Source organism: Phaeobacter porticola, assembly GCF_001888185.1.
In the GTDB taxonomy this organism is placed as follows: domain Bacteria; phylum Pseudomonadota; class Alphaproteobacteria; order Rhodobacterales; family Rhodobacteraceae; genus Phaeobacter; species Phaeobacter porticola.
In genome coordinates this window covers 3291381-3304489 of sequence record NZ_CP016364.1, presented here as the reverse complement: position 1 = coordinate 3304489, position 13109 = coordinate 3291381, and the positions used below count along the sequence as shown (strand labels likewise).

14 protein-coding genes are annotated in these 13109 nt (G+C 58.2%); 4 read left to right on the top strand and 10 right to left on the bottom strand.

What is annotated here, in order from left to right; genetic code table 11:
• The first annotated feature begins 23 nt into the window (after positions 1–23).
• On the top strand, positions 24–674 hold the full coding sequence (locus PhaeoP97_RS15805; protein WP_072505881.1) for a peroxiredoxin: 651 nt from the start codon (positions 24–26) through the stop codon (positions 672–674).
• An 89-nt stretch (positions 675–763) separates the two neighbouring features.
• Here PhaeoP97_RS15805 and PhaeoP97_RS15800 read toward each other — a convergent pair whose 3' ends face one another.
• Both PhaeoP97_RS15800 and pnp read right to left on the bottom strand, forming a co-directional pair.
• Positions 764–1477, bottom strand: a complete 714-nt coding sequence (locus PhaeoP97_RS15800) for a glycosyltransferase family 25 protein (protein ID WP_072505880.1) — start codon at positions 1475–1477, stop codon at positions 764–766.
• A 121-nt stretch (positions 1478–1598) separates the two neighbouring features.
• Entirely contained in the window at positions 1599–3737 is a 2139-nt protein-coding gene (pnp, locus tag PhaeoP97_RS15795) for a polyribonucleotide nucleotidyltransferase (protein ID WP_072505879.1), read from the bottom strand.
• Positions 3738–4055: 318 nt separating this feature from the next.
• On the opposite strand from pnp, the gene PhaeoP97_RS15790 reads away from it, so the two are divergent.
• Complete coding sequence (locus PhaeoP97_RS15790) at positions 4056–5651, top strand: class I SAM-dependent methyltransferase (protein ID WP_072505878.1); 1596 nt, start codon at positions 4056–4058, stop codon at positions 5649–5651.
• 82 nt (positions 5652–5733) lie between these two features.
• On the opposite strand, the gene rpsO is transcribed toward PhaeoP97_RS15790, so the two are convergent.
• From rpsO to rbfA, 6 genes are all read right to left on the bottom strand, one after another.
• Positions 5734–6003, bottom strand: a complete 270-nt coding sequence (gene rpsO, locus PhaeoP97_RS15785; RefSeq protein WP_072505877.1) for a 30S ribosomal protein S15 — start codon at positions 6001–6003, stop codon at positions 5734–5736.
• A 330-nt stretch (positions 6004–6333) separates the two neighbouring features.
• A complete protein-coding gene (locus tag PhaeoP97_RS15780) occupies positions 6334–7389 on the bottom strand; it encodes a calcium-binding protein (RefSeq protein WP_072505876.1) in 1056 nt (351 codons plus the stop codon).
• A 102-nt stretch (positions 7390–7491) separates the two neighbouring features.
• Positions 7492–8010 carry a DUF1643 domain-containing protein gene (locus PhaeoP97_RS15775; protein ID WP_072505875.1) on the bottom strand — a complete coding sequence of 173 codons (519 nt, stop codon included), beginning with the start codon at positions 8008–8010 and terminating at the stop codon, positions 7492–7494.
• Between the two features lie 43 nt (positions 8011–8053).
• On the bottom strand, positions 8054–8959 hold the full coding sequence (gene truB, locus PhaeoP97_RS15770; RefSeq protein ID WP_072505874.1) for a tRNA pseudouridine(55) synthase TruB: 906 nt from the start codon (positions 8957–8959) through the stop codon (positions 8054–8056).
• A gap of 141 nt (positions 8960–9100) precedes the next feature.
• A complete protein-coding gene (locus PhaeoP97_RS15765) occupies positions 9101–9844 on the bottom strand; it encodes a phosphodiester glycosidase family protein (RefSeq protein WP_192849718.1) in 744 nt (247 codons plus the stop codon).
• Between the two features lie 11 nt (positions 9845–9855).
• Positions 9856–10251: a 30S ribosome-binding factor RbfA gene (gene rbfA, locus PhaeoP97_RS15760; protein WP_072505873.1), complete on the bottom strand. Its 396-nt coding sequence runs from the start codon at positions 10249–10251 to the stop codon at positions 9856–9858.
• A gap of 113 nt (positions 10252–10364) precedes the next feature.
• Here rbfA and dapB point away from each other — a divergent pair, with 113 nt between their 5' ends.
• Entirely contained in the window at positions 10365–11201 is an 837-nt protein-coding gene (dapB, locus tag PhaeoP97_RS15755; RefSeq protein ID WP_237028952.1) for a 4-hydroxy-tetrahydrodipicolinate reductase, read from the top strand.
• Positions 11202–11204: 3 nt separating this feature from the next.
• On the opposite strand, the gene PhaeoP97_RS15750 is transcribed toward dapB, so the two are convergent.
• Both PhaeoP97_RS15750 and PhaeoP97_RS15745 read right to left on the bottom strand, forming a co-directional pair.
• Entirely contained in the window at positions 11205–11438 is a 234-nt protein-coding gene (locus tag PhaeoP97_RS15750; RefSeq protein ID WP_072505872.1) for a hypothetical protein, read from the bottom strand.
• A 118-nt stretch (positions 11439–11556) separates the two neighbouring features.
• A complete protein-coding gene (locus PhaeoP97_RS15745) occupies positions 11557–11751 on the bottom strand; it encodes a DUF1674 domain-containing protein (RefSeq protein ID WP_072505871.1) in 195 nt (64 codons plus the stop codon).
• A 90-nt stretch (positions 11752–11841) separates the two neighbouring features.
• Between PhaeoP97_RS15745 and PhaeoP97_RS15740 the strand changes: the two genes are divergently transcribed.
• Positions 11842–13107, top strand: a complete 1266-nt coding sequence (locus PhaeoP97_RS15740; protein WP_072505870.1) for an RsmB/NOP family class I SAM-dependent RNA methyltransferase — start codon at positions 11842–11844, stop codon at positions 13105–13107.
• The last annotated feature ends 2 nt before the right edge of the window (positions 13108–13109 follow it).

The following is a 13109-nucleotide window of genomic DNA, read 5'->3' as shown; positions in this document are numbered from 1 at the left end:
TTGACACTATAGGAGAGAGACCCATGGGTTTGCGTATCAATGATGTGGTTCCGGATTTTACCGCAGAAACCGATCAGGGCACCATTTCGTTTCACGATTGGATTGGTGATAGCTGGGCGATTCTATTCTCCCACCCCAAGGATTTTACCCCGGTCTGCACCACAGAATTTTCGGCCGTGGCGCAGCTGTCCGATGAATGGGCCACCCGCAACACCAAAGTAATCGGCGTGTCGGTTGATGGTGTCGAAGACCACAAGAAGTGGAAAACAGACATCGAAAGCTACGGCAAGGCTGCGGCAGGTTTCCCGATCATCGCCGACGAAGGTCTGGCGGTATCCAAGGCTTTCGACATGTTGCCAGCCGAGGCCTATCTGCCCGATGGCCGGACGCCTGCTGATAGCGCCACTGTGCGGTCGGTCTTTATCATCGGCCCGGACAAGCAACTGAAACTGTCGATGACCTACCCAATGACCGTGGGCCGCAATTTTGCCGAGATTCTGCGTGCGCTTGATGGGTTGCAGATGTCTGGAAAAGGCGTTGCGACGCCAGCAAACTGGGTTCCGGGCGAGGATGTCATCATTCCGCCGAGCGTATCGAATGAGGATGCGAAGGCCAAATTTGGTGAGTTTGAAACCATCTTCCCCTATCTGCGTAAGACCAAAGCGCCGACCTAAATCTGCGGCGGCACATGCTGCCAAGGGAATTGGATCAAGGTGAAGGAAGGGGCCAGGCGGCCCCTTTTTTCGTGGGGCGGCCTGATGGCTCAGCCGCGTTGTGGGCGCAGGGCGACCTGGGCGCGATAAAGCATACGTTTCAGCTCACGCGCAAGCTTGCCCCCGACAGGGCGAGATTGGATGGTTGATCCCCCCAAAGCGGCTGTTTCCTCCGACACGCCGTTTGGCAATACCGTGTGGATTGTTTGGTCGTGAACCCAGTGCATTTGCAGGAAGGTATCAACCGGCCTGTCCAGAACTTTAGTTGCGGCTAGCAACCGGGCAGCAGCGGTCTTGCCAACGACCTGCGCGACGGTCTGCAGACCTATACACCGAGGCAGGAACAGCTGTGCTGCCCCATGCGCGGCAATCACCGTGCTGGCCGTTTCGCGTTGTTTGGCGGGCAGGCGGATCATGCTGTCCGGGCCTGCATGGCTGTCAATCAAGGCAAGTACATCCTGCCAGATCACGGGATCCGTTGCCATGTCATCCTCAACGATCAAGCCATAATCGTCGACGCCATCGGCGATCAGCTGCCAGCATTTGCGATGTGACAGAAAACAGCCGACCTCTCCGCCGCTCAGCGGGAATGGGTAATGCGGCGCATGAAGAACGCCAGAGTGTGTGGAAACATCGCCTGCGGACATCACGGCACGGCCATCTACCGCCTCAACCACCTGAGCATCGGGCAAATCCGCCAATAGACGCGCCACGTTGGGGGCGCGTTTCTGATCGCCTGTCATATGAATGATATAGGATCGCATGCGCCCAGAGGTAGCGATCTTGGCGGAGGGTGAAAAGGGGTGCGCGTAATCTCCAACCGATGAAACAGAAAATCCCCACCATTTCTGGCGGGGATTCTATGCTCAGAGAGAGAAGAACAGATTATTCTGCGTCTTCTTTCTTCTCGGCTGTGATTTCTTCACCGGTTTCCTGATCCACGATTTTCATGGACAGGCGGACCTTGCCGCGATCATCAAAGCCCAGCAGCTTCACTTTCACTTCCTGGCCTTCCTTCAGAACGTCCGAAGGGTGGTTCAGGCGGCGGTTTTCGATCTGGGACACATGCACCAGACCGTCACGCTTGCCGAAGAAGTTCACGAAGGCGCCGAAATCGACGATCTTCACGACTTTACCAGTGTAAACGGCGCCTTCTTCGGGTTCTGCCACGATCGAATGGATCATGTCATAGGCCTTCTGAATGGCGGTGCCATCGGCCGATGCGATCTTGATCACGCCGTCGTCGTTGATGTCGACTTTGGCGCCGGAGGTTTCCACGATCTCGCGGATGACCTTGCCGCCGGAACCGATCACTTCACGGATTTTGTCGGTTGGGATCTGCATGGTTTCAATGCGCGGCGCATGGACGGAGAACGCGTTGGTTTCCGACAGGGCCTTGGACATTTCGCCCAAGATGTGCAGACGGCCGTCCCGGGCCTGATCCAGCGCTTTTTCCATGATCTCAGGCGTGATGCCTGCAACCTTGATATCCATCTGCAGCGAGGTGATGCCGTTCGCAGTACCCGCCACTTTGAAGTCCATGTCGCCAAGGTGGTCTTCGTCGCCCAGGATGTCCGACAGGATCGCATAGGATCCGTCTTCTTCGAGGATCAGACCCATCGCAACACCGGCAACCGGTGCTTTCAACGGCACACCGGCGTCCATCATGGACAGCGAACCACCACAGACCGATGCCATCGACGATGAGCCGTTGGATTCAGTGATCTCAGACACCACGCGAATGGTATAGGGGAAATCGGTGGCGGCAGGCAGAACCGCCTGCAACGCACGCCATGCCAGCTTGCCGTGGCCAATCTCACGACGGCCGGGCGAGCCCACGCGACCAACTTCGCCAACCGAATAGGGAGGGAAGTTATAGTGCAGTAGGAAGTTGGATTTGAAGTTGCCGTGCAGCGCGTCGATGAACTGCTCGTCGTCACCGGTGCCCAGCGTGGTCACGGCCAGCGCCTGGGTTTCGCCACGGGTAAACAGCGCCGAACCATGGGTCCGCGGCAGCATGCCGGTTTCCGATTCGATACCGCGCACATCGGTGGTCGAACGACCGTCGATCCGCTTGCCAGTTTTCACAACGTCGCCACGCAGAATGCCGGCTTCCAGCTTCTTCAGAGCAGAGCTTAGGTTTGCATCAGCCAGCTGCTCTTCGTTGAGCGACGCTTTGATCGCGTCACGGGCGGCGGCAACAGCGGCGGTGCGCTCCTGCTTGTCGGTGATCGCGAATGCGGCACGCATCTGCTCTTCGCCAGCGGCTTTTACTGCGGCAAACAGTTCGGAATAGTCAGCAGGCTGGAAGTCGAACGGCTCTTTCGCGGCATCTTCTGCAAGCGAGATGATCAAGTCGATCACCGGCTGGATCTGCTCGTGGGCGAATTTCACCGCACCCAGCATCTCTGCTTCGGTCAGCTCGTACGCTTCGGACTCAACCATCATCACGGCGTCTTTGGTACCGGCAACAACCAGGTCCAGGCGCTGATCAGGATTCTGGCGCAGGTCCTGCATGTCGTCGACAGTCGGGTTCAGAACGTACTCGCCGCCTTCGAAACCCACACGTGCAGCAGCGATCGGACCCATGAAGGGCGCGCCGGACAGGGTCAGCGCCGCAGAGGCTGCAATCATGGCAACCATGTCGGGATCGTTGACCAGATCGTGGCTCAGCACGGTGCACATCACCAGAACTTCGTTTTTAAAGCCAGGGACGAACAGCGGGCGGATCGGACGGTCGATCAGACGTGCTGTCAGCGTTTCTTTTTCGGTGGGGCGTGCTTCACGCTTGAAAAAACCACCTGGGACCTTGCCCGCAGCGTAGTATTTTTCCTGATAATGCACGGTCAGGGGGAAGAAGTCCTGACCCGGTTTTTGCTGGCGTGCAAAAGTGACGTTTGCCATAACCGAGGTCTCGCCCAGGGTGGCAATCACAGTGCCATCTGCCTGACGGGCGACCTTGCCGGTCTCCAGTGTGAGCGTTTCTTCGCCCCACTGCATTGATTTCTTTGTAACGTTGAACATTCAGCTTATCCTAGCTGGGAGCACTCCCAGGCGTATCCCGGGTCTCCCGTTTGATGTGGCGACCCCATTGCCGCCGACCCCTTTCTATCTTTCTTTCGACTGCCGGGGTCTTGGCAGCACGTCTCAGATAGGCCGCCCTTACAGGATTTTTCAACAGATTGAAAGGGGAAGCCCGGCTGTGCGGCCGGGCTTGGTGCCCGTACAGCCGGTGGTAGCACTGATCCTGTCGAATTGTCGGGCTGTTAACGCGATCCTTAGCATTTTTATGAAAACTTTGCGGGATTACGAATGTTACCGAACACGCAGAAAAGGTGCCGCATGAGCGATTGGACCGCTGGCTATGTTGCCGAACTCGACTACACCCATGACTTCTTTCAAGAGATGACCCCCGCGCGCATGGGCTTTAGTGCGCTGTCTCGCGGCCACAGGCATGGGATGGCAGGTAAGGGGCTGACCTATTGCGAGCTTGGGTGTGGTCAGGGGTTCACAGCCAATCTTCTTGCAGCGGCCAATCCGCATATCGATTTTCATGCGATGGACTTTATCCCGGCCCATATCGCCGGTGCCAATCGTCTCGCCGGGGATGCGGACCTGGACAACGTGACCTTTTATGAACGCTCATTTGAGGATTTTGATCAGGCCCCGGGGCTACCTCAGGGCTTTGATATTATTGCGTTGCATGGGGTCTACAGTTGGGTGTCTAGGGAAAACCAGCAGCGGATCGCTGATTTCATAAGTCGGCGTCTCAAGCCGGGTGGGCTTGTTTACATCAGCTACAACACGCAGCCGGGGTGGGCGGCATCTATGCCGCTGCGAAGAATCCTCACCGACCGGGCGGCACTCGGAACCGGGCCTTTGGAGCAGCGTATTGAGGACGCGTTGGAGTTCGTCGAGAGTCTGAAACGTGCTGGTGCCGGATATTTCGCGAGCAATCCGGCCCAGTTAACCCGGTTGAGCGAGATGAAATCCATGTCGCGTCACTATCTGGCGCATGAGTTCTTCAACAAGGATTGGACACCATTTCATTTTGCAGATGTGGCAGCTGATCTTTCAGAAGCAAAGCTGACGTTTCTTGGCGCGACCAACCCGCTGGATCATGTGGACGATGTCTGTCTGACTGGGGCGCAGATCGCTTTGGTTCAGGCTGAAAGCGATCCAGTTCGCCGCGAAGGGCTACGTGATATCCTGCTGAATGAGCAGTTCCGTGCCGATTTGTTTGTTCGTGGGCGTCTGCCCTATACCCAACGTGGCGCTGTCGCGGCATGGTTCGAGACACCCTTTGCCCTTGCACGTCACTACGGCACGGGTCCGCTAAAATTGAGCTGGCGTCAGGGTGAAATCCCGCTTGAGGCCCACCAATACGAACCGGTGCTGACTCTGCTTGCGGCAGGGCCGGCAACTGTACGCAGCATGCTGGAGCAAGGGGCGTTTGGCGCTATGGAGTGGCAGGAGATCACCCGTGTCCTGACGCTGTTGACGGGGGCGGGTCATATCGCGCCCTGCTTGCCGCTGGAGGGGCTGGCTGACCGGGTTGCAACCTGTCGGGCTTTTAATCTTGCGGTGTGCAAAACCTCCGAAGAATGTGAACGCCTAGCTTTCTTGGCGTCTCCTCTCACGGGTGGCGGCGTGGCCGTTGATCGGATGGAGCAATTGTTCCTGCTGGCCCGCAGTGAAGGACGTGCCGGACCCAACGGCTGGGCAGAATTTGCATGGCAAATTCTTGAACCACAGGGACAACGTCTTGAGCAGGATGGGCGGGTTCTAACCTTGCCCGAAGAAAATCTCGCGGTACTGAAAGCCCGCGCCCATGCCTTTGCTGCGCGCCGACTTGCTATTCTTGATGGTCTTGGGATCAGCTTACTGGATGATGCTCCCTCCGTACCTGGCGCACAACAGGCCGGGGCTGCGGCCTAAGCCCGGATACAAGAACAGGCAAAAGAAAACGCCCGCTTCCAACGGAGGCGGGCGCAATCTTCTAAATATCCGGCAATCTCAATTAGCGGCGGATGCCCAGGCGTTTGATCAGGTCCTGGTAACGGGCCACATCTTTGCCTTTGGTGTAGTCCAGCAGCTTACGACGCAGAGCAACCATCTTCAGAAGACCACGACGACCGTGGTTGTCCTTCTTGTGGGTTTTGAAATGCTCGGTCAGAGTGTTGATGCGCGAGGTCAGGATTGCAACCTGTACTTCCGGGGAACCGGTGTCGCCGTCTTTGGTTGCGAATTCTTTCATCAGGCGTGTTTTTTCTTCAGCAGTGATCGACATCGGGGTCTCCTTTGAAGGTTTGTGTGAATGGCGCAGGCCGGGATGTCGTCCAGCACAGGCCCATGGAGGCGTTCCTCAAAGCGCGATTTCCAATGAAAAGCAGCGCATCTCTGGAACAGATCGCGCGTATACGCAGGTTCTATGCAAATGGCAAAGGTTTTTGAATGTTTGGTAGCGACATAGTGGCAAAAATGGAGCCACGCCACCATCACGGTGCACGCGGTCTTTATCAGAGGGATCCGTTGTCCTGGATCCGTAGAACGCCGTAGGCGATTCAATTCTTGCCCGGAACACCGCCCGCTTTGCTTAGTCCGGTTCCGCACGGGTGGTTTAACCTAGGGTCAAAGCGTCACCACCATTTGCGTTTGCCACCATACCAAACCGGATCGCGGCCTCGTGGTCAACGACCAGAATGTCGGCGGCTGTCAGGACCTCGGGGCCGGTCACACGCATTGCTTCCTTGCCATCGATGCTCACTATGTGTTCACCCGGTGCGTCGGGGTCCAGGCTGACCTCAACCACTGGCGTATCAGGGCCAAACTGATCCCATATCACAACCAGCTGATCTTCAGACGTGTCAAAATCCAGCAAGTCGATCGGCGCATTGGGATCCGTATTTTCATCATCGTCGCTGTCGAAGGTCGCCTGAAAAGGGCTGCTATCCAGGAGGATCCGATCACCCCCTTCGCCCGCTGTCACCACGTCACCTGTTCCCGCAAAAATGGTATCGTCGCCATCTCCGCCATTGAGGTAGTCGCGTGTCGTGCCATCGTCGTTGCCCACCAGGCGGTCATTGCCTGTGCCGCCAAACAGCGTGTCCTGATCCTGTCCACCGCTTAGATAATCATTGTCGGCATTGCCATGCAGGGCGTCGCGGCCACTACCGCCTTGTAGGGTATCATCGCCTTGGCCACCGTGCCCAAGGTCATTACCTGCGCTGCCATCAAGCGTGTCATCGCCAAAGTGGCCAAACAGTGTGTCATCGCCGTCTTGCCCGGCCAGCAGGTCATCGCCCGCTTCGCCATGTAGCAAATCTTGGCCGTCACCACCAAGCACGGTGTCATCACCGTCACCACCATGGGCCGTATCATCACCAGCACCTGCTTGAACGGAGTCTTTGCCACCCTGTCCATTTAACTGATCATTGCCGTCGCGACCTTGGATATCCTCATCGACTTCAGTTCCGCCAAGCTGATCACTGCCGTTGGTCCCCAATAGGATGAACTGGTCAAGAGAGACGGTCTCGCTCGCTATATTCGCAGAGGCGTCGGCATCGTTGTCTGCCCCAGAGCCGGTATCGGACGTGGTGGAATCATCGCCGTCTTCGTCAATCATTAGGATACCCCCTACGGCGGCAATCCCAAGCATCGCGGCCAGCATCAACATTCCAGCAACCCCTCACACTACACGCGGAAAGTCCGCACTATCCACAATAGACACGTTTAGGTTGTTTTCTCAAATAAATCAGATACGTTGGTTAGCGAGATCTTATCGCGCCTCAGGATGCCAAATCTCTGGCTGTTGAGAATAGCCGATATAGAGCGGATGCTTGGGGTGCCCAGCCTTGCTAAGGCCAAGGTGGAACAGCGTTGTATCTGCTTGCAACAGCGCCGCCGCGACCTGGTTTCCCTGCTGGCGGAACGCACCGTGCGTCCCCCAGGCACAGATGATCTGATCAGCCCAGGCGGCGCCGTCCAATATGGCACCCTGGTTACCCGGACCTTCGGGGTCATCGGCTTTTTTCATGTCACGCGGATCGGTGGCGCGATACGCAAAAATATTGGTGGCTCGAAAGCCTCCAAACCCAAGTGCCCGCGCCCGGCGTTCACAGCGTTCGATTGTCGGATCGTTCTGCACTTCGGTTGCGGTTGATGGGTTAAGCATGACAAACATCACCCGTGCAGCCGTCGGATCCCAAACGCGAGTGAGGCTGTAGCGATATCGTTCGCAATCTGAATAGACTGCTGTGGATGGCGCATCGCCCTTGGTGTGGGTCCGGCTGATCATGGATCCTGTGGCGCCCGGCGAGGCGCTGTCCTGTCAATTGAGGTTAGCGTACAAACACGCGACTTGGATGTAATTCGCCTGCCTTGTAATGGCCCACGGCAACAGCCTGGCCATCCAGGGATGCCCAAGCCTCCTCGCCGTATTCCACGTCTGAAGCCAAGACCATACCAGGGTTGCCATTGCGCAGTTTTGCGGCCCCTTCAGGGGTACAGGTCAGCTGTGGCAAATCGGCAAGACCTTCCTCTAGCGGGCGCAGGAAGCCATCAAGATCTGGTGATTTTGCCATCTCGTCCAGAGTCTCCAGGCTGATGCCGTCTTCTGCATCAAATGGGCCGGACCAGATCCGGCGCAGGCACTTTACGTGACCATAGCAACCAAGGGCGGCACCCAGGTCCCGTGCAATGGATCTCACATAGCCACCTTTGCCGCAGGTCATTTCCAGAATGACGTGATCCGCATCAGGGCGATCCACCAAAGTCAGCTCCTCTACCCAAAGCGGGCGGGCCGCCAACTCAACCTCTTCGCCAGCGCGTGCCAGCTTATAGGCGCGCTGGCCGTCGATCTTCACAGCGGAGAACTTCGGTGGCACCTGCATGATGTCGCCCAGAAACTGCGGCAGGGCCGCAATGATCTCGGCGTCGCTGGGGCGGGCATCGCTGCTGGCAATGACTTCGCCCTCTGCATCATCGGTGTTGGTGGCCTGTCCCAACCGTACGTTAAACGTATAGGCCTTTAGCGCGTCGGTGATGTAGGGCACGGTCTTGGTCGCTTCGCCAAGTGCCACAGCCAATACACCGGTTGCTTCGGGGTCCAGGGTGCCGGCATGGCCAGCCTTCTTGGCGTCAAAGGCCCAGCGGACCTTGTTTACAACCGCGGTGGACGTCAGGCCTGCGGGTTTATCGACCACCAGCCAGCCGGATATATCGCGCCCCTTGCGTTTGCGTCCCATGTCGTACCCCAATGTCATCGTCGGTGAGAGAGGCGCGCGGGGTAGCCCAGCCCTGCGGCGCTGTCAATTGCACGGCGCTGTGAAACACAACTTGGTCCTTGGATATTCAGGTCGAAATATCGGTGGCTAGCCCCGTAGGGCCTAGTTGGTCGCGTCGTCGTCGGTGGCCCTATCCGTGACCACACCCACAACTGGCCCCATCATGAACCCGGCATCGCTGCGATTGATCTGCGGCGCGTGCAGCCGTGAAATATTGCCATCAAAATACAGCGCATTCGGCAGCTTCAGGTGGTTGAGAAAGAGGCTTCCGAACTGGTGAAAGGTGACGGCGTTGCGCGAAATGGCAAAGACCACCCGCTGTCCGTCGGCGCTGGTCCCGACTCCGTTGCGGATGAAATAGGAGCTGGAGTCCGGTAAAAACCGTGGATGAAGGACGCCGTCGATCACCAGCATCGGACCGGATTGTGTGGCGTAGCGGCATTGCGGTGTTGTTTGGGCGAATGTCAGTGTCTCGATGACATCTGTGCGCGTCTTGCCAATGCACAGGACACCGTTTGGCAATAGGCCAAAGTTGCCGGGGCCGGGATTGGTGACCAAACGCATTTCTTCCGTGTCACCATCGACATACAATCCAACAGGCGAACGGTCGCGGTGATACATGCCAGCATTGGTGGCAAAGGACAGTGTTTGGCCTTTGGGTTTCAGCGCATTTTCGATTGAAGAGAAATGACCGTAGACCTGCCCGGTGTCATCCTTCAGAAACAGGCGCAGCTCATCTTTGGCCACAGCGACCTCGCAGATCGTATAGCGGTTGCTGTCATAGGCGATGTCGCGGCACTCCACCGCGGCTGCGGGCGTGGCCCAAAGGGCCAGCGCCACACCCATCGCCCGGACGATCACTCGCCCGTGTCGCGGCGCACCGCGTCCTGCGACAGCATTCGACGGGTGTCATCCATCCGGTCAAAGGTGTCGTCCAGCTGGAACCTCAGTTCGGGGGTGAACTTCAGTGCCAATTTCTTGCCGATGATGCGACGCAGCTCTCCCTTGTTGCGGGCCATCAGCTTGAGCGTTTCCTCTTGCCCTTTACCGCCAAGCGGCAACACATAGGCAGTGGCAATTCGAAGATCAGGCGAGGTACGCACCTCACCCACGGTGATCGACAGCCGGTTCAGGTCGGGATCATGCAGGTCGCCGCGTGCAAAAATCTCGGACAGGGCGCGGCGAATCAATTCGCCGACGCGGAGCTGTCGTTGTGAGGGACCAGAGCCCTCTTGGAGTTTGTTCTTAGCCATATATCCGATTTATGCCGAAAGGAGGGCTTTGCCAAGCGCAGCGCAAGCGGTTAGGACAAATCCAGCACAAAGAGCCCACCGGACGGACGACACAAAAGGCGAGGACCCACCCCATGACGGCTTCCAGCATGACAGCTTCCAGCGCGGCCACACCAGGCATCGTGATCACCGGTGCCTCTGGTCGGATGGGGCAAATGTTGATCAAAACGATCGTGGACCATCCCCGCGCCCGTCTTGTGGGTGCGGTGGAGCGTAGCGGTCATGCTTGGGTTGGGCAGGATGTTGGCATTGCCATGGGCGGCCCCGAACTCGGCGTCACCGTGACCGACGATGCGGTGGAGGCATTTTCAGTTGCACAGGCGGTGATTGATTTTACCAGCCCTGAGGCGACACTTGGCTTTGCGACTCTGGCTGCACAAGCACGCGCAGTGCATGTGATTGGCACCACTGGCATGAACGACGCACAAATTTCCCAGTTGGAACCAGCCTCACGCCATTCGGTGCAGATGCGGGCCGGTAACATGAGCCTAGGTGTAAACCTTCTGGTTCAGCTCACCAAAAAGGTTGCTGCCGCCCTTGATGAGGATTTCGACATCGAAGTGATTGAGGCCCATCACCATCACAAGGTCGATGCACCCTCAGGCACCGCATTGATGCTGGGCGAAGCGGCTGCGGAGGGGCGTGGCGTCACACTGGCTGATGTTTCGGACAGTGGCCGCGATGGCATTACCGGCGCGCGCAAGCGCGGCGATATCGGCTTCAGTGCGATTAGAGGCGGCGATATTGTTGGTGAGCATGACGTGCTGTTCGCTGGTCAGGGCGAGCGTATCGTGCTGCGCCATATGGCCACCGACCGGGCGATTTTTGCACGTGGTGCGATTAAGGCTGCACTTTGGGGGCAGGGCAAGGAACCCGGTCAGTATGATATGTTGGATGTGCTGGGTCTCTGATCCTCAGAGCAGGGACGCAGAGCCACTGAACGTCTCGAACCCTTCGGTGGTCTCAACCGCCGAGGCCTCGAAATGGGCGATCAGCGGCATCACGCGCGGTTCCACGTCCTTCAGCCAGACGGGCCCATCATAAAATCCGTCCCTGATGCGCTCGCGGTCTGATAGCGTTGCAAAGGCGCGCATCCAGTGGACGACATCCGGATCTGCCAGATCGCACATCGGGCCAAAAACCAGCATGCCCGCATCGCTGGTCTGTTCACCCGTTCAAAGATGTCAATAAAGGCTTCGCGTTTGCCGGGGTGCAGCCAGTAGCGGCGGATCTCGATGATCATGCAGGCCTCCTGCGGCGACACCGTCAGAAATCGATGGCGATTCCTTTTTTCTCCCAGTCGCCATAGCGCGCAGGATCGGGACCATCGCGACCGCCCAGCTCAACCGGGCGGTTGGCAGCTTCGGCCTCGGCGGCCCTACGCCGTTCGGCAGCCTCTGCCAGCGCACGCTGTGCAGCTGGGGGCAGATTTTCGGTTTCGGTTTTTTCAGCGTCACTCATGCCGGGTTTCCTTATTGTCGTTCTATGATATACGCCCGCGTCCGGCGGCGACAACCCATGCCGCTGCCGCCCGTGCATCAGGAGCCTCGTATGTCCAACGCAACCCAAGCCCGCCGCCGTGCCATTCATCTGCTTGATGAGGTGCTGGGGGAAGGCAAGCTGCTGTCCGAATGTTACGCAGCGGGCGCATTGGATAAACTGCCCGCAGAGGAGCGCGCGCGCACCCAGCGGCTGGCAACAGACACACTGCGCAATCTGGAACGTGCCGACCGGATCCTGCAGAAGCACCTGAAAAAAGCGACACCCCTGACGGTGCATAATGCCCTGCGGATTGGTACGGTTGAGCTGTGCCAGGGCGGTGCTGCGCATGGTGTGGTCAATGAGATGGTCGATATCGTTTCCCGTCACCGTCGCCACGGCAAGCTAAAGGGGTTGGTCAATGCGGTATTGCGCAAGGTGGCCGATCACGGGCCTGCCGAATGGGCAAAACTGCGGGTGCCGCGTCTCCCGAAATGGCTCCGCAGCCCGCTGTCGCAGGCCTGGGGGGCACCGGCCATGTTGCAGATCGAGGCCGCCCATCTAGCAGGCGCGCCGCTGGATCTTAGCCCTAAGCCCGGCGCGGATCTTGCAGCGCTTGAGGCGGTTTTGCTGCCAACGGGATCTTATCGTATCCACAATTCCGTTCAGGTCTCGGGCCTGCCCGGATTTGCGACAGGGGATTGGTGGGTTCAGGACGCCGCAGCAGCGCTGCCTGCGCAAATTTTGGCGGCGAAGCCCGGCGAATCGGTGCTGGATCTCTGCGCCGCTCCTGGGGGTAAGACGATGCAGATCGCTGCTGCCGGGGCCAATGTGACGGCGGTGGATCAGTCTGTCGGGCGGATGGCGCGGCTTTCAGAGAATCTTGAGCGTACGGGCCTTGAGGCCACCGTTGTTGTAGGGGATGCGTTAGAACAAACCGGTCAATATGACGCGGTTCTGCTGGACGCGCCTTGCTCTGCCACGGGGACAATCCGTCGTCACCCTGATTTGCCCCATGCCAAAGACGGCAGCGGTTTCGGCGCGCTGATTGAATTGCAGGCACAGATGCTCGCCCACGCCTGGAGCTTGGTGAAACCCGGCGGTCGGTTGATCTATTGCACCTGTTCGCTGTTGCCGGATGAGGGCGAGTGTCAGGTTGAAGATGCGCTTGAGATGTTTCCCGATATGTCCGTCGGCGATCGAATCCGCGACATTGCGGGCATTGACCCTAACTGGATTACCGAAGAAGGCGGGTTGCGCCTGCGGCCTGACTACTGGGCTGATCTGGGCGGTATGGACGGTTTCTACATGGCGGAATTGCGCAAATCCACGGTCTGACC

Bases quoted from the DNA above. Each gene is read 5' to 3' on its own strand.
- PhaeoP97_RS15790 (WP_072505878.1), top strand. From the start codon at position 4,056: ATGAGCGATTGGACCGCTGGCTATGTTGCCGAACTCGACTACACCCAT.
- PhaeoP97_RS15765 (WP_192849718.1), bottom strand. From the start codon at position 9,844: ATGGGTGTGGCGCTGGCCCTTTGGGCCACGCCCGCAGCCGCGGTGGAG.
- PhaeoP97_RS15805 (WP_072505881.1), top strand. From the start codon at position 24: ATGGGTTTGCGTATCAATGATGTGGTTCCGGATTTTACCGCAGAAACC.
- PhaeoP97_RS15745 (WP_072505871.1), bottom strand. From the start codon at position 11,751: ATGAGTGACGCTGAAAAAACCGAAACCGAAAATCTGCCCCCAGCTGCA.
- pnp (WP_072505879.1), bottom strand. From the start codon at position 3,737: ATGTTCAACGTTACAAAGAAATCAATGCAGTGGGGCGAAGAAACGCTC.
- PhaeoP97_RS15740 (WP_072505870.1), top strand. From the start codon at position 11,842: ATGTCCAACGCAACCCAAGCCCGCCGCCGTGCCATTCATCTGCTTGAT.
- rbfA (WP_072505873.1), bottom strand. From the start codon at position 10,251: ATGGCTAAGAACAAACTCCAAGAGGGCTCTGGTCCCTCACAACGACAG.
- truB (WP_072505874.1), bottom strand. From the start codon at position 8,959: ATGGGACGCAAACGCAAGGGGCGCGATATATCCGGCTGGCTGGTGGTC.
- PhaeoP97_RS15800 (WP_072505880.1), bottom strand. From the start codon at position 1,477: ATGCGATCCTATATCATTCATATGACAGGCGATCAGAAACGCGCCCCC.
- rpsO (WP_072505877.1), bottom strand. From the start codon at position 6,003: ATGTCGATCACTGCTGAAGAAAAAACACGCCTGATGAAAGAATTCGCA.
- dapB (WP_237028952.1), top strand. From the start codon at position 10,365: ATGACGGCTTCCAGCATGACAGCTTCCAGCGCGGCCACACCAGGCATC.
- PhaeoP97_RS15750 (WP_072505872.1), bottom strand. From the start codon at position 11,438: ATGCTGGTTTTTGGCCCGATGTGCGATCTGGCAGATCCGGATGTCGTC.
- PhaeoP97_RS15775 (WP_072505875.1), bottom strand. From the start codon at position 8,010: ATGATCAGCCGGACCCACACCAAGGGCGATGCGCCATCCACAGCAGTC.
- PhaeoP97_RS15780 (WP_072505876.1), bottom strand. From the start codon at position 7,389: ATGTTGATGCTGGCCGCGATGCTTGGGATTGCCGCCGTAGGGGGTATC.